The following is a 15,533-nucleotide window of genomic DNA, read 5'->3' as shown; positions in this document are numbered from 1 at the left end:
TCGCTCTCTGATGGTGCGGGAGGTCGGCGGTTGCCGGTCAGCGGAAGTTACGGGAGGTGGTGCGTGCGCCGATGGCGAGGGTTTCGAACCTGTCGGCGAGGAGATTGGTCACCCCCTCCTCCGATCGCTCGAGTACCCCCCTGATGAGGAGAGCGGGCGCCTCTCGGGCGATGCGGCGGTACCGGTTCCATACTCCGACAGAGCAGATGACGTTGAGGATGCCGTGCTCGTCTTCGAGGTTGAGAAAGGTCACTCCGCCGGCTGTGGAGGGACGTTGGCGGTGGATCACCACCCCTCCGACCTCGACCCGGGTTCCTGGAGGAACGATCGCGAGCTCTGCAGTCGAACACGTGCCTCGGTCGTGAAGCCGCTCGCGGAGGTGGCGGAGAGGATGGTCGTCGGGGGAGATCCCCGTGGCCCAGAAGTCGAAGATGACCCGCTCCTGGGGCGACAGGATCGGGAGCAGCGGAGGCTGCACCGCGACGGTCGAGCCGGCGAGGAACTCCTCGCGGTCGGCGGACGCGCTGCCCGCCTCCCAGAGGGCTTGGCGGCGGTCGAGGCCGAGGGAGTCGAATGCCCCTGCCGCGCCGAGCGCTTCGAGCTGAGTCGTGTTCGTCCCGGCCCGTCGTGAGAGATCGGCCATGCTCGCATAGGGACCTCCCCGCTCGCGCTCGGCGACGATGTGCTCGGCGAGCGCCGCGCCGATGCCCTTCACTCCGGCCAGACCGAGTCGGATCACGAAGCCGCTGTCTCGGCGGTGGTCGTCGGTGCTGAAGGGTTCGGAGCGGTCGAAGTCCCCGGTAGGGGCTTGGTCGGCGTGAAGGCACTCGTCATGTCCGTAGGGCGCCCCACCGGGACGTGGGGTGGGGTCCGTCTCGCGCCCCTCGAGGCAGGGGTGGGGGAGGGAGCGATTGACGTCCGGCGACTCGACCCGTACCCCGTGCCGTCGGGCATCGGCGACCAGGGTGTGCGGCGCGTAGAAGCCCATTGGTTGTGCACGCAGCAGCGCCGCGGTGAACGCGGCGGGATAGTGCAGCCGCAGCCAGGCGCTGGCATAGACGAGCATGGCGAAGCTGATGGCGTGGCTCTCGGTGAAGCCGAAGTTGGCGAAGGCCTGGATCCGCAGGTAGATGTCGTCCGCGACTTCTCCGGTGATGCCATTGCGCGCCATGCCCTCGTAGAGGCCTTCCCGCAACGTCTCGATCTTTTCGGTACCGCGCTTGGAGCCCATGGCGCGTCGCAAGAGATCGGCGTCCTCCGCGGTGCAGTCGCCGACGGCCGCCGCCACCTGCATGAGCTGCTCCTGGAAGAGCGGCACGCCGAGGGTGCGTTTGAGCGGAGTCACCAGCAGCGGATGCTGGTACGTGATCGGCTCTTGACCGAGCTTGCGGCGGATGTAGGGATGTACGGCACCGCCCTGAATCGGGCCGGGACGGATGAGGGCGACCTCGATCACCAGATCGTAGAGACGTCGAGGTTGCAAGCGCGGAAGGGTGCCCATCTGAGCTCGGCTCTCGACCTGGAACACCCCGATGGAGTCAGCACGGCACAGTTGGTCGTACACGCCTTTCTCCTCGCGCGGGATCGTCGAGAGGTCCCACTTCTCGCCGACGTGCTCGGCGACCAGGTCGAATGTGTACTGGAGTGCGGCGAGAATCCCGAGCCCGAGCAGATCGAACTTGACCAGGCCCATCCATGCGCAGTCGTCCTTGTCCCACTGCAGCACGGTCCGCCCTTCTTTTCGTGCGGGCTCGATAGGGCAGACCTCGCCCACGGGTCGGTCGGTGAGGACCATCCCTCCGGAGTGGATGCCGAGATGGCGAGGGGCGCCGAGCACACGCGTGGTCAGGGTGACGACGTCCTCGGGAATGTCGTGATCGGTGCTCTCCGTGATCGAGCCCCAGCGTTCGACCTGCTTCGACCAGCCGTCCTGCTGTCCCGGGCTGTATCCGAGTGCTTTGGCCATGTCGCGGACGGCGAACTTGGGCCGGTATGTGATCACGTTGGCGACCTGTGCCGCGTTCAGGCGGCCGTACTTGGCGTAGACGTACTGGATCACTTCTTCTCGTCGTTCGGAGTCGAAGTCGACGTCGATGTCCGGCTCTTCATCGCGAATGCTCGAGAGGAACCGTTCGAAGGGCAGCTCGTAGAAGATCGAGTCGACGGCGGTGATCCCCAGCACGTAGCAGACGGCCGAGTTCGCCGCCGAGCCCCGCCCCTGGCACAGGATCCCGTTGCGTTTGGCGAAGTGGACGATGTCGTGCACGATCAGGAAGTACCCGGGGAAGTCCTTCTCCTCGATCACCGCGAGCTCTTTGTCGAGGCGAGCGAGCACCTCGTCGTCGGCAAGAGGATATTTGGAGGGGACCGCTGCGCGGACGAGTTCGCGCAGCCAGCTCATCGAGGTGTGACCCGGAGGTACTTCCTGCTGGGGGAGACCGGGACGCACGCGGCCGAGTTCGAATGCGATCTCGTCAGCCACCCGGACGGTGTTCTCGACCGAGCCCGGATAGCGGACGAAGCGCTTTGCCATTTCGGCACCGGAGCGGAGGTGAGCGCCTGCGGAGGCGGGCAGCCAGCCGTCCATGTCGTCGAGACTGCGTCGCGCGCGAACCGCGGCGAGTGCGGTCTGCAGCGGGCGTTCCTCAGGTCGCGCGTAGTGGACGTTGCCGGTGGCGACCAGAGGGAGGCGGAGACGTCTGGCGATCCCCGCGAGCAAGTCGTTGTGCAGGGAGGCGAGCGGATCTCCGTGGTCGTAGAGCTCCACGAGGACGTTCTCTGCGCCGAACAGGCGCACGAGCTCGCGCACCTCGGCTTCGGCGGCGGACTCGCCCACCGTCGCGAGGGCTCGGCGTACGGCGCCTTTACGGCAGCCCGTCAGCACGATCCAGTGGCCGCCGGCGGTTCGAGCGAGCTCGTCGAGGTCGTAGCTCGGCTTGCCCTTCTCGGCGCCCGCGAGCTGTGCAGCGGTGATCGCCCTCGCAAGGCGGTGGTATCCCTCTTCGCGGCGGGCCAAGACCAGCAGGTGTGAGCCTTCGGGATCGGCGACGCCGTTCTGCGGTGCGCTCAGGCCCAGGGAGAGCTCTGCTCCGAAAGCGGTACGCACTCCCTGGTTGTGCGCGGCTTCCGCCATTCTGACGATTCCGTACAGACCGTCGTGGTCGGTGAGCGCGAGGGTGTCGATGCCGAGGCGTACCGCCTCCTCGACCAGTTGCTCGGGGCGACTTGCACCGTCGAGGAAGCTGAAGTGGGAGTGGGCATGGAGCTCTGCGTAGGGCACCGCTTGGTCGGGTGGTCGGACGTCTCCGTCCGGGATGTACGCCGGCCGCTTGTGCGACCATGCTGGGCTGTCGCCACCGTCGCCGCGGATGATCGAGCCGTCGGCCCGTCTGCCGCTGGAGAGGCGGCGCTCGAACTCCGACCAGGGAATCGGAGGGTTGTTCCAGCCCATGCGGGTCTCTTTCTCTCGTCGTGCGGTCGGTGTCTCGTGCAGTCCGGGGGCGAAGCCGTCCTTGAGAGGGCGCCGGTGGTCGTCAGTCGTAGCGCGCCTCGGCCGCCCACTCTCCGTCGAGGCAGAGCAGCAGCCAGCCGACTCCCGTGGAGTCGACCACCTGGAAACGGTCGTAGCGTGTCGCGGTGTGGGGATCCCACCACCGTTCGTCGATGGGCCACGGCCCGGCCCAGGCTGCTATGGGCTCGAGCCGGGACGAGGAGCCCTCTGACGTGAAAAAGGAGGGGATCGAGCTCAGAGAGCCCCGTTCGTCGACTGCGACGCGTTCTCCGTCCGGTCCTCGGACCAGGACAGAGGGGGGCTCGGCGAAGACGGTCGGCGGCAACGGAGGAGGCAGCGACCCCGGCCAGGGACGCGCACGAGGGCGGGAGTCGCCCGGTTCGCGGTCGCCCCACGGGATCAGCTGCTGGCGTTCCCGTAGCGCTCGGCCTCCGGCGATCGCTACCGTCACGACGCTCTCGTGACCGAGCATGCTCTGCACACGACTCACTCCATGATGGACGCGCTCTTCGGGTGCCGTGCCCCAAAGCCCCTCCTCGTGATGGCCGATCGCGTCCACCGTTTCGGGGATGACGGCGATCCGAGCGATCGGCGAGCGGAGGCCGGCGTCGATCGCCCCGCTGCCCTGGAGCTGCCAGCGCACACGGTCGAGGACGTCACCCGCCGTGAACCAGCGAGGGTGCAGCCAGCTCCGCGACGAGATATCTCCGCGGTCGCTCGCGACCTCGATACGAAGTGCTGTCACCACCAGCTGTGCGCGGGTGAGCCGGGCGACGAACTCCTCCGCGGAAACGCGGAAGGCGAAGGTCACCTGATCGATCCTGTCCAGGGGAGGCTCGAACTCGAGCGAACGGTCGAGTCGTTCCGGAGGCAGGCGGGGGATGACCGTCTCTGTCTCTCGCCCCGCCGCGAGGAGATGTGCCCGGGCTCCGTCGGGCCCGAATCGGGCGGCGACGTCTTCGCGGGGGAGCGCGGCGAGGGCGCCGAGGGTGCGCACGCCCAAGCGTCGGAGCAGGAACACGAGATCCTCTCCGCGGCCGGGAGGGCCGGAATGGGGGCCGACCGTCTCGGTCTCGAGAGTGTCGAGGGGGAGCGGTGCGAGGAAGCGGGCCGCCTCGCCAGAGGGGACCACCGAGAGGGGCGCTCCGGAGTGCTTGGCGGCGAGTTCGGAGGCGAACAGGCCGTCGGCGATCCCGATGCGCGCGTCTGCGACCCCTAGCTCGGCGAGGCGGCTCAGGATCGCTTCCGCGGCCGACTCCTCGCTGCCGTAATAGCGACGAGGCCCCCGCGCGCGAATCGCGCAAAGGCCTGGCCGGACCAGCTGGACGCCCGGTGTGATCTCTTCGAGTGTCTGGACGAAGGGCTCGAACGCCCGATGGTCGAGCACCGGGTCGTAGGGGAGGACCGTGAGACCGGTGCAGCGGGAGTGGGCTTCGCGGATCCGCATCCCCCGCCGCACACCCTCGGATCGAGCCGTGGGTGAGCAGGCGAACACCCTGCTCTTTTCGGTGAGGGCCAGCGGTGCTTGATCGTCGAGTCCTAGCTCGGTGGCGGCGGCGAGGACAGGCCAGTCGGGGCACCACACGAGAATGGTCCGGCGTAGTTCGGACGTGCTCGTCATCTCAGACCGCCCGCTCATGCAGAGGGGTGCGCTGGTCGAAGGCGTCGAAGGCCCCGTCGCCGCTCGGCAGGGTGATGCGGGCGGTTCGGGCCCGGGTGCCGGAGCGGCCGACGACGTCGATGAGAGCCTCCCTGGTGCGCAGGTAGCCGTGGCCGGCCCCGAGCCCCTCCCAGCGACTGCTGCGGATGCTGAGCCTGGCCTCGGCCTGTGGCCAGTCGCCCAAGACGATCAGAGCAGCCCCGCGCTGACGCAGCCGCGCACCCAGTCGCGAGACGTCGGCCGGTGAGACCGAGGAGGGAGGACGGGTGAGCACGACTGTCAGCACATCGACCAGTGCGGCGGTGACGGTGAGCCAGTGCTCGGCGGGTGCCGGCACGAGGACGAGGCGTCCGAGATCGATCCCCCACTCTGCTGCGGCCTCGGCTCCGAAATCGGGCACCCCCACCACGGCGCACCATGACCCCTGGGAGGAGGGGCCGGCGAGCAGACCCATCGCGAGGCTCATCGACCCCGTGACCGCATAGGCTGCGCCCTGCTTGAGGGTTCCGCCCGGGAGAACTGAGGCAAGAGCAGGCAGTGTGGCGAGGCTTCTGGTCTCGAGGGTGCTCGCCTGCATGCCACGGATGCGCGATTGCAGCTCCTTCACCGCCGAGAGCTGCCGTAGCAGGGGCTCTGTGGCCGCGATCGTCTCGGCCGAGACTGAGGGGGAGGAGGGGCTCATCTGCCCATATTCGAACATGTGTTCGAGTATGTCAATCACCGCCGACAGTGCCGAGGGCGCCGGCCAGGAAGGCGCCACATCGTGCCTCGACGGCCCCTGTGGAGGAGCTTCCAGCCCTTCGTCAAACCGTGTCACCGCTGTCGTCGGCACCCTCGCACGTCGCTCCGACATCCCCGTCGTCGCGGCGGACGACCTCGGTCCCGGCTCTACCATGGGAGCCATGCCCGACGCTCTGCCCCACGCCGCCTCGTCCCCTCTCGACGCGGTCGAGTCATCGAGGAGGCGGACCCTCGTGGTCAAGATGGGCTCGAGCTCGGTCACCAAGCAGTCCGGCCCGGACCCCGTGCTGCTCGCGAATGCCCTCGAAAGCGCCTTCGCCGCACGCGGCCTCGGCTGGGACGTGGTCCTGGTCTCCTCCGGAGCCGTCTCCTCCGGACGCGCCCTCTTCGCGCGCTCGCAGGAGGCACCGATCAGTCCTCGCCTGGCCGCAGCCGTCGGACAGACCGTTCTGATGGGCTTCTACCGATCGGTTGCCGAGCTCTCGGGTGCGCTCGTCGCGCAGATCCTGATCGGCGAATCCGATCTTGCCTCGCCCCGCCAGATGTCGCACGTCGCCGAGGCGATGCGTCACGCCCTCGACGCCTGCGTCGTGCCGATCGTCAACGGCAACGACACCATCGACTCCGCAGGCTCTGACAACGACGGAGTCGCCGGCGCTCTCGCGATGCTTCTCGGGGCCGACCTGCTCCTCCTGCTCACCGACGTTCCCGGCGTGTTCGCCGGCAGCATCGCCGAGGGCGTCCATGTGGAGGAGTTGAGCATCGCCGAGCTGCGCGGCATCGGAGTGCAGAAGGGAGGGACCGGGCGAGGAGGTATCCGCTCCAAGTTGCGCGCTGCGGAGCTCGCGGCGCACAACGGAGTCTCGACCAGGATCGCGGGCGCACGTACCCCCGATGTGATCCTGGGCGCGATCGACGGTCCCGGACCGGGCACTCTCATCCCCGCGGTGCATGCCCATCCCGCGGTCGAGCAGCGCTGGATCTCGGGGGTCGCGACCGCTCGTGGTCGTGTCGAGATCAATCTCGAGGCCGAGCGGAGCATCATGGCCGGCTCGAGCCTGTTCGCCTCGGGAATCAAGCGCGTCTCGGGGGACTTCGTCGGCGGCGACGTCATCGAGGTGCGCGCGCTGAGTGGTGAGCTCTTGGCGCGTGGCGTCTCTCGCGTCTCGTCGCGTCTGCTGACTTTGGTCAGGGCTCTGCGCGTCGACGAGATCGCGCGGGTGTTCGTCGCCGTTCTGGCGCACGCGGCGACCCCTGCCTCCGCGTCCTCACCTGATCCGGGCGAGCGCCCTCAGCTCACGCGGGCGCTCGACTCCGCGCGCAGTCTGTCGGTCGAGCACTCTCGTGCCGTCGCCATGGAGATCGTCGGGCTCTTTCCCGGCGAGAGCATCTCTGCCCTCCTCGGTCAGGGTGCGGAGGCGGAGGGGCTCGTCGCGCGATACACCCGCCTCGTGCGCACCCTGGCGATTATCGAGAACGAGCAGCTCGCCGTCTTTCTCGCCTGACGATCGAGCGCGCCAATTGCTGGCGCATATCGCGCCACCGCGTCATCGATCCGAGGGGCGACTGTCTCCTGTGTGATGGCGCCGATCCCGGGCGCCCCGATGGAACGGATCATCATGAGCATCTCCGCCTTCACGGCAGACGACCAGTTCGACAACCGCAGGTCGGTCGAGAGTTTTGAATGCGAGCGGCTCGCTCGTCGGCTCGCTCTTCTCGAGGAGTCGATCGCAGAAGGAGAGCGAGCCCTCCACGGCCGCATCGACGCCCAGACCGGGGAGCTGCTTCCCGGTGCGTGCGGCGGCCACCGTGAGCAACTGCTGAGCAATCTCGCGACCGAGCGCGCTCTCGCGGAGCAGATCAGGCGCTGTATCGCAGAGCGCTGATCGGGCCGGCGCGGCACGATGGAGAGATCATCGCCATCACCGTCGCCGGTTCGGCTCAGCACTTCCACCCCGCGGAGCGGGGCATGGTCTCGCGTCGAGATCCGTCGCGAGTCGCCTTCGCGTGTGCAGGCACTCGCGGAGGTGACGTCGTTGCACGCGTGGGCGCGCGATCAGGCGCATGCCGAGCAAGCGTCCGGAGCGGCGACCTGGTGGTCTGCCGACCAGGGTTCGGTCTCGACTGTCCGCCGTACCGAAGGATTCCGACGTCACGCAGGTCTTCCACGTTCCCGAGGTGTCGAGCTTCGGGGCCGAACGTGTCCACTGGCACTGTTGCGGCAGCGATTACTCGTTCTTCGAAGCGGAGCGGCCGATGAAGTGTACGGCGCGGATCTCGTCGGCTTTCTCGCGCGCTTCGAAGTGGCGGACGACGAAGGCACTCGCGATGAAGGCGTAGCCAACACCGGACGCGATCGACGCGATGATGGGCAGCACGAAGAGTAGGTTCGCGATGGTTGGAGACCCGCTGCTCTGGTATGGACCAATGAAGAACGGCAGCACATCGATGAATACGATGCGGACGACGACGGCGCCCACTCCGATCCAGAACATGGCGGTTGAAGACAGCTTCGGAATCACATTTCCCCCGTTCGTCTCAACCATCTTCACGCATCGAGCTCACGGCCTCGGTATCCGCCGACTTCGAGGCGCTCTGACGCGGCAGGCGTCTCCGCGATCGAGACCCGCTCATCGGCGCGAGTGGCCACTCGACGGCTCTCGACGACCCTGCCGTGAATGACGCATGGCTCGGTGGGAGCGCAGATCGTGGACCCCGGGAAGCAGCGGTTCAGGCCCTCCACTCGAAGGGATCGCCCGGCTTTGCGGTGAGCCAGCGGTGGCGAGACGGGTCTTCCGCCGACGTTGACCGCCGCTTCCGTCAGCGCTCGTTAACGAGAGATTCCCCGCCTCTCCCAGAGGAGAGACGGGGGAACCGTCGGTGTCCGAGGGGGGACTTGAACCCCCACGCCCTATACGGGCACTAGCACCTCAAGCTAGCGCGTCTGCCATTTCCGCCACCCGGACGAGTGTTTTTGCGGCCGACGTTTCCGTGGCCGAAGAAGACATTAGCACGGTTCGGGAGGCCCCCGCGCCACCGTGCAACGGTGCCGCCCGAGCACAACGTCAGCCAGGTCGCTTCCTCGCGCACGATCGTCGATGACGACGCGTCTTAGCTGACGTTGTGCGGTGCTCCGGCCGGCACACGTCTCCCCGGTAGCGTTGCTGGCATGTCCGACAGCATCGAGAACCTCGACGAGACCGCGCTGATCGCTCGCGATCTCATCCGCTTCGACACGAGCAATTACGGCGACGGGCGGGCCGAGCCCGAGCGAGAGGCCGCCGAGTACGTCGCCGCCAAGCTGCGCGATCTGGGCCTCGAGCCCGAGCTGATCGACTCCGACCCCGGACGCACGAGTGTCGTGGCGCGGGTAGCGGGGGAGGATCGCGACCGTGGCGCCCTGGTCGTACACGGCCACCTCGACGTGGTGCCCGCCATTGCCGACAACTGGAGCGTCGATCCGTTCGGCGGGGTGATCAAGGACGGCATGCTCTGGGGCCGCGGCGCCGTTGACATGAAGAACATGGACGCGATGATTCTCGCGTCGCTCGGCGACATCCTCCGGGAGGGCCGGCGTCCGTCCCGAGACTTGGTCGTCGCCTTCTTCGCCGACGAGGAAGCAGGGGGAGTGCGCGGCTCCGCGCATCTGGTCTCGACACGGCCCGAACTCTTCGCCGGCGCCACCGAGGCGATCAGCGAGGTCGGCGGCTACTCCATCGACCTGGGCGGAAAGCGCGCCTACCTCGTGCAGACGGGCGAGAAGGCGCTGATGTGGCTGACGCTGCGCGCCCACGGCACCGCCGGGCACGGTTCCCAGATCAACAGCGAGAACGCCGTGACCCGGCTTGCGGAGGCCATCGCGCGCATCGGCAGCGAGGAGTGGCCCACGCGTCTCACCGACACCACGCGCGAGCTGCTCGGCGAGGTCGCCCGCATCCTCGGCCACGACCCCCAGCGCAGTACCCCGGAGGAGCTCGCGCTCGCCACCGGTACCGCCTCGCGCTTCATCGCGGCCACGCTGCGCACGACCGCCAACCCCTCGATGCTCTCCGCCGGTTACAAGGCCAACGTCATCCCCGACACGGCCGAGGCCACGATCGATGTCCGGGTGCTTCCGGGGGAGGAGGACGCGGTGCTCGCCCGACTGCGCGTGCTCGCGGGCGAGAACGTCGAGATCCTCGTGCAGCATCGCGACATCGGTCTCGAAGTGCCCTTCGCCGGTCCTCTGGTCGAGAGCATGGCCGCCTCCCTGCGCCGCTTCGATCCGGACGCAGAGGTGCTTCCGTACCTTCTCTCCGGTGGCACCGACAACAAGGCACTCTCGACGCTCGGGATCACGGGATACGGCTTCGCGCCCCTCCAGTTGCCGGGCTCGCTCGACTTCCCGGCGCTGTTCCACGGGGTCGACGAGCGGGTTCCCCTGGACGCACTAGTGTTTGGCAGGAAGGTCCTGACCGATCTGCTTCTGCGATCGTAGGTCCTGCTCTCACCCCGACCGTTCTGCTGGCCGACGACGCCCCAGCCCTCCTCGAAAGTGACGCATGGGCCTGCTCGACGCGTTGATCCTGGGATTAGTCCAGGGTCTGACCGAATTCCTCCCCGTCTCCTCCAGCGCCCATCTGCGGATCGTCAGCGAACTCCTCCCCGGGCTCGATGGCCGCGACACGGGAGCCGCGTTCACCGCTATCACGCAACTGGGCACCGAGACCGCGGTCATCATTTATTTTTGGCGCGACATCGTGAAGATCGTCTCCCACTGGGCGCGTTCGCTCGTGGGCCGCGTCCCCCGCACGGACGCCAACGCGCGGATGGGCTGGCTGATCATCATCGGCAGCCTTCCGATCATCGTGCTCGGCCTGCTCTTCCAGGACGCGATCGAGACGACGCTGCGCTCGCTGTGGGTGGTCGCGACGACTTTGATCGTGTTCGGCATCCTGCTCGGTGTGGCAGATGCGATCGGCGCCAAGAAGCGCCGTCTGCGCGACCTGAACGTGCGTGACGGCCTGATCTTCGGAGGCGCGCAGGCGCTCGCGCTCGTCCCCGGCGTCTCGCGTTCGGGTGGCACCATCACTGCGGGCCTGCTGATGGGATACGAGCGCAAGGCTGCGGCGCGGTACTCGTTCCTCCTCGCGATCCCTGCGGTCTTCGGCAGCGGTCTCTACCAGCTGTACAAGAGCCTCGCCGATCCGGAGGTCCTGCCCAACCAGATCCAGGTCGGCGGCCTCGAGACGCTGGTCGCCACGGTCGTCGCCTTCGTCGTCGGCTTCGTGGTCATCGCGTTCTTCATGGGATACATTTCGCGCCGCAGCTTCCTGCCGTTCGTGATCTACCGGATCGTCCTCGGCGTCGCCCTCATGATCGCGCTGTCCCTCGGCATCATCGCCGCCTAGATGCGGGCCTGGAACTCTCCCGACGTCCCGCGGCTGCCGGGACGCGGAGCCGTGCCGTGCGTCCATGACACCGCCTCCGCGGGTCGCGTCGAGCTCTCGGCCGATGACGGTGTCGCCCGTCTCTACGTCTGCGGCATCACTCCCTACGACGCGACCCACCTCGGCCATGCCTCGACCTATCTTGCGTTCGACACCGTGCAGCGGCTCTGGCTCGATGCCGGCTACTCGGTCGACTATGCGCAGAATGTCACCGACGTCGACGATCCGCTGCTCGAGCGCGCCACGGCGACGGGAGTCGACTGGCGCGTCCTCGCGGAGGAACAGGTCGAGCTCTTCCGCGGCGACATGACCGCGTTGCGGATTCTGCCTCCCCGGCATTACGTCGCCGTCTCAGAGGCTATCGCTCCGATCGCGGACGCGGTCGCCCGGCTCGAGCGCGAGGGTGTCGCCTATCGCGTGCCCGCTCCCGAGGCCCTCGGGGAGGCACCCGCCGACCTCTACTACGACATCGCGGCGGGCGAGAACGAGAGCTGGCACCTCGGCAGCGAGAGCGGTCTCGACGCGGCGTCGATGGCCGAGCTCTTCGCCCAGCGCGGCGGCGATCCTGAGCGACCCGGCAAACGCGATCCGCTCGATCCGCTCCTCTGGCGTGCCGAACGCCGCGGTGAGCCAGCCTGGGAGTCCCCGGTCGGGCGCGGTCGTCCCGGTTGGCACATCGAGTGCTCGGTGATCGCGCTCAAGCGCTTGGGTGGCCTGTTCACTCTCCAGGGCGGAGGCAGCGATCTGGTCTTCCCGCACCACGAGTTCAGCGCGGCGCACGCGTCCTCTCTCTCGGGGCGCCCGCTGGCCCGCGCCTACGCGCACGCGGGCATGGTCGCCTACGAGGGCGAGAAGATGAGCAAATCACTCGGCAACCTGGTGCTCGTCTCGCGCCTGCGCGAAGGGGGCGTCGATCCACGCGCGATCCGTCTCGCGCTCCTCGCCCACCACTACCGCTCTGACTGGGAGTGGCTGCCGGCCGACTTGCCCACCGCCCAGGCTCGGCTTGCGGCGTGGGAGGCGTCTGTGCACACCCGCGGGTCCCGGTCCGCTGTCGACGTGTTGGCGGGGGTGCGCTCGGTCCTCGCCGACGACCTCGACACGCCCGCTGCGCTCGTCGAGCTCGATCGCGCTGCCGAAGAGGGGGTGGACGATCCTGCCCTGTTCTCCGACCTCGTCGACGCGCTCCTGGGGATCCGTCTCCGCCTGGCATGATCCGGCCGGGTGAGCCCGGTCCGCTGCCGCGTGGCAGGCGGTCGGAGGGCTCGCTCGCCGGCGCAGAGGCTCTCGCGGATCAGCTCCGCCAGGGCTCCTCGCCCGAGCGTCCGTCCCCGCGACGGCGGAGATAGCGCTCGAATTCCTGGGCGATCGCCTCGCCGCTCGCCTCGGGCGAGTCGACCGTGTCGCGCGCCTGCTCGAGCTGGGCGATGTACGCCGCCATCTCGTCGTCGTCGGCGGCGAGCGCATCGATGCCGCGCTCCCACTCTTCGGCCTCCTCGACGAGATCACCGCGGGGGATGGCCAGACCGACGATCTCCTCGAGCTTCTCGAGCAACGCCAGCATCGCTTTGGGCGAGGGTGCGTTGTGCACGTAGTGCGGCACGGAGGCCCAGATCGACACCGCCGGGATCCCGACTTTCGCCGCGGCTTCGCCGATCACACTGAGGATGCCGACCGGCCCTTCGTAGCTGGATCGCTCGAGCTCGAACTGGCTGCGCAGCTCCGCGTTCTCGCTCGAGGCGAAGATCGAGATCGGTCGGGTGTGCGGCACGTCGGCGAGCATCGCCCCGAGGAAGACGACCGCGGAGATGTCTATCGCGAGCATGGCATCGACGACCTCGGCCGCGAAGCTCTTCCAGCTGCGCGAGGGCTCGGTGCCGATCATCACATAGAGGGCGCTCTCGGCGTCCACGGAGGTGTCGGCGGGGCCGAACATCTGGGTGCCGGGCCAGGAGAGGCTCCGGCGCCCGTCCTCTCCGATCGAGAGCATCGGCCGGGTGTACTGGAAGTCGTAGTACTGCTCGGCGTCGACTGCGAAGAGAGGCATGAAGTCGCCGTCGTCCTTGACCAGCCGGACGGCTCCGCTCGCCGCGTCACCGGCGTCGTTCCAGCCCTCGAAGGCCACGAGCAGGACGTTCCCCTTGATCACGTTCATAGACAGGGTCTCCGCGTTCGGTTCGATGGCCCGGGCGCGCAGCTGCGCCTACCCGTCGTTCCAGGATAGGACCCGCCTCCGGCACGCCCACGCCCGGCGACCTCTTCGGCCGGGGCGAACCGCGCCCCCTCCTCACCGCCGCGCCCGCTCGCGGCCCTGCCGGTACCATGGTCGCTCGTGACTTCTCCGACTCCCTCCCGGCCGGTGCCGACGATCCAGGATGCAGGCCTCCCCGACGCCGTGCTCTGGGACATGGACGGCACGCTGGTCGACACGGAGCCGTACTGGATGGCGTCCGAGCATGCGCTCGTCTCCTCGTACGGCGGAGTGTGGACGCACGAGGATGCGATGAGCCTGGTCGGCTCGGCCCTCCCCGCCGCGGCGAGGATCCTGCAGAGGAAGGGCGTCGACCTCCCTGTCGAAGCGATCATCGACCGGATGTCCGACGAGGTCGTCGCTCAGCTCAAGGTCAGCATTCCCTGGCGACCCGGCGCACTCGAGCTGCTCTCCTCGGTGCGCGACGCGGGCGTCCCTCAGGCCCTCGTCACGATGTCGATCGGCCGGATGGCCTCCGCCGTGGTCTCGCTCCTCCCGTTCCCCGCCTTCAGCGCGATCGTCAGCGGAGACCAGGTCGAGAAGGGCAAGCCGGACCCGGAGGCGTACCTCTTCGCCGCGCGCGCTCTCGGCGTCGACATCGCGGCGTGCGTCGCCATCGAGGACTCGCACACGGGGCTCGCCTCGGCCCTCGCCTCCGGCGCCGCCGTGATCGGGGTGCCGCACCAGCTCGCCCTCGAGGAGGACGCTCCCTATTCCCTGTGGCCCACCCTCGCGGGTCGCACCGTCGCGGACCTCGCGGCGGTCTCCTCCCACCACCGCGGCTCCGGCCCGGCCCCGACCGAGACGGAGGCCCGCCGATGACCGGTGAGGCACTGCAGCATTCCGGACCCTTCCGCGCGGGCGACCGCGTCCAGCTGACGGGACCTAAGGGGCGGATGAACACCGTCACGCTCGTTCCCGGCGCGGTGTTCCACACCCATCGCGGCGGCATCGAGCACGACGCCGTGATCGGCCTCCCCGACGGCTCGGTCGTCAGCAACACGGTCGGAGTCGAGCACCTCGCGCTCCGGCCGCTGCTCGCCGACTTCGTGATGTCGATGCCGAGGGGTGCCGCGATTGTGTACCCGAAGGACGCGGCGCAGATCCTCGCTCAAGCCGACGTGTTCCCTGGCGCTCGCGTGGTCGAGGCCGGCGTGGGCTCCGGTGCCCTCTCGTTGTGGCTCCTGCGAGCGATCGGCCCGGGCGGGCGCCTCTCGTCGTTCGAGCGTCGGGAGGAGTTCGCCGACGTCGCTCGCGCCAATATCGAGACCTTCCTCGGCTACACCCCCGACAACTGGAGCGTCACGGTCGGCGACCTGGTGGAGGCCCTGCCCGAAACGGTGCCGCCAGGAGAGGCCGACCGCGTCGTTCTCGACATGCTCGCTCCGTGGGAGTGCCTCGATGTCGCCGCCGAGGCGCTGACTCCCGGCGGCGTGCTGCTTTGCTACGTCGCGACCGTCACCCAGCTGTCGCGCGTGGCCGAGGCGATTCGCGCCTCCGGTCTCTTCACCAACCCCGCCTCGAACGAGACGATGGTGCGCGGCTGGCACGTCGAGGGCCTTGCCGTGCGACCCGATCACAGAATGATCGGGCACACCGGGTTTCTCATCACGGCGCGTCGCCTCGCTCCGGGGGCGGTGCTCCCGGAGCTCAAGCGCCGACCGTCCAAGAGTGACTTCAGTGATGAGGACGTCGAGGCGTGGACGCCCGGTGCACTGGGGGAGCGCGCCGTCAGCCCCAAGAGCCTCCGCAAGCGAGTCCGGGAGTCGGCCACGAGCGCGGAGCTCTCGCGGGCTCGAGGTTTCGGGGAGGCCGACGCTGACCCGAGCGGTGGCGGGCAGCCCGACGGCCGCGCCGACGGCATCCTCTAAGCTGTTCCCGGCCTGCGAGACGACGCATTCGCCTCGCAGTCAGCCCTCCTTCCCACCACGTCGAAACGAG

General features: G+C 68.6%; 12 protein-coding genes and 1 tRNA gene. 7 read left to right on the top strand and 6 right to left on the bottom strand.

Features of this window, described 5'->3' with window-relative positions:
• Positions 1 to 37: 37 nt before the first annotated feature.
• The 3 genes from ITJ45_RS07360 to ITJ45_RS07350 form a co-directional block, all read right to left on the bottom strand.
• On the bottom strand, positions 38 to 3,451 hold the full coding sequence (locus tag ITJ45_RS07360) for an error-prone DNA polymerase (RefSeq protein WP_194608120.1): 3,414 nt from the start codon (positions 3,449 to 3,451) through the stop codon (positions 38 to 40).
• 82 nt (positions 3,452 to 3,533) lie between these two features.
• Positions 3,534 to 5,132 carry a DNA polymerase Y family protein gene (locus ITJ45_RS07355; RefSeq protein WP_194608122.1) on the bottom strand — a complete coding sequence of 533 codons (1,599 nt, stop codon included), beginning with the start codon at positions 5,130 to 5,132 and terminating at the stop codon, positions 3,534 to 3,536.
• Position 5,133: 1 nt separating this feature from the next.
• Positions 5,134 to 5,871: a hypothetical protein gene (locus ITJ45_RS07350; protein WP_228493609.1), complete on the bottom strand. Its 738-nt coding sequence runs from the start codon at positions 5,869 to 5,871 to the stop codon at positions 5,134 to 5,136.
• A gap of 202 nt (positions 5,872 to 6,073) precedes the next feature.
• On the opposite strand from ITJ45_RS07350, the gene proB reads away from it, so the two are divergent.
• On the top strand, positions 6,074 to 7,417 hold the full coding sequence (gene proB, locus ITJ45_RS07345) for a glutamate 5-kinase (protein WP_194608123.1): 1,344 nt from the start codon (positions 6,074 to 6,076) through the stop codon (positions 7,415 to 7,417).
• 114 nt (positions 7,418 to 7,531) lie between these two features.
• Positions 7,532 to 7,798 carry a hypothetical protein gene (locus tag ITJ45_RS07340; protein ID WP_194608125.1) on the top strand — a complete coding sequence of 89 codons (267 nt, stop codon included), beginning with the start codon at positions 7,532 to 7,534 and terminating at the stop codon, positions 7,796 to 7,798.
• Between the two features lie 342 nt (positions 7,799 to 8,140).
• On the opposite strand, the gene ITJ45_RS07335 is transcribed toward ITJ45_RS07340, so the two are convergent.
• Both ITJ45_RS07335 and ITJ45_RS07330 read right to left on the bottom strand, forming a co-directional pair.
• Positions 8,141 to 8,458: a hypothetical protein gene (locus ITJ45_RS07335; protein WP_194608127.1), complete on the bottom strand. Its 318-nt coding sequence runs from the start codon at positions 8,456 to 8,458 to the stop codon at positions 8,141 to 8,143.
• Positions 8,459 to 8,793: 335 nt separating this feature from the next.
• Positions 8,794 to 8,878 (bottom strand) — tRNA-Leu (locus ITJ45_RS07330).
• 203 nt (positions 8,879 to 9,081) lie between these two features.
• Here ITJ45_RS07330 and ITJ45_RS07325 point away from each other — a divergent pair.
• The 3 genes from ITJ45_RS07325 to mshC all read left to right on the top strand — a co-directional run bounded on the left by ITJ45_RS07325 (position 9,082) and on the right by mshC (position 12,556).
• Entirely contained in the window at positions 9,082 to 10,389 is a 1,308-nt protein-coding gene (locus ITJ45_RS07325; protein ID WP_194608129.1) for a M20/M25/M40 family metallo-hydrolase, read from the top strand.
• Positions 10,390 to 10,453: 64 nt separating this feature from the next.
• Positions 10,454 to 11,302 (top strand): undecaprenyl-diphosphate phosphatase, encoded by an 849-nt coding sequence (locus ITJ45_RS07320; protein ID WP_194608130.1) that lies wholly within the window; start codon positions 10,454 to 10,456, stop codon positions 11,300 to 11,302.
• Positions 11,303 to 12,556, top strand: coding sequence for a cysteine--1-D-myo-inosityl 2-amino-2-deoxy-alpha-D-glucopyranoside ligase (gene mshC / locus ITJ45_RS07315; RefSeq protein ID WP_194608132.1), 1,254 nt, complete (start codon positions 11,303 to 11,305; stop codon positions 12,554 to 12,556). It abuts the gene before it with no gap.
• Between the two features lie 79 nt (positions 12,557 to 12,635).
• Here mshC and ITJ45_RS07310 read toward each other — a convergent pair whose 3' ends face one another.
• Positions 12,636 to 13,496, bottom strand: a complete 861-nt coding sequence (locus ITJ45_RS07310; RefSeq protein ID WP_194608134.1) for a proteasome assembly chaperone family protein — start codon at positions 13,494 to 13,496, stop codon at positions 12,636 to 12,638.
• Positions 13,497 to 13,673: 177 nt separating this feature from the next.
• Here ITJ45_RS07310 and ITJ45_RS07305 point away from each other — a divergent pair, with 177 nt between their 5' ends.
• Together ITJ45_RS07305 and ITJ45_RS07300 are read left to right on the top strand one after the other, a co-directional pair.
• The gene (locus ITJ45_RS07305) at positions 13,674 to 14,414 is read left to right on the top strand and encodes an HAD family phosphatase (protein ID WP_323742895.1); all 741 of its coding nucleotides are present in this window, start codon (positions 13,674 to 13,676) and stop codon (positions 14,412 to 14,414) included.
• A complete protein-coding gene (locus tag ITJ45_RS07300) occupies positions 14,411 to 15,463 on the top strand; it encodes a tRNA (adenine-N1)-methyltransferase (protein WP_194608136.1) in 1,053 nt (350 codons plus the stop codon). Before ITJ45_RS07305 ends, ITJ45_RS07300 begins: the two co-directional genes overlap by 4 nt.
• Positions 15,464 to 15,533: the final 70 nt, after the last annotated feature.

This window comes from Rathayibacter sp. VKM Ac-2879, from assembly GCF_015351245.1.
GTDB lineage: Bacteria > Actinomycetota > Actinomycetes > Actinomycetales > Microbacteriaceae > Rathayibacter.
Note: the sequence above shows the minus strand (reverse complement) of the source record. Positions and strands in the feature narration are given on the sequence as shown.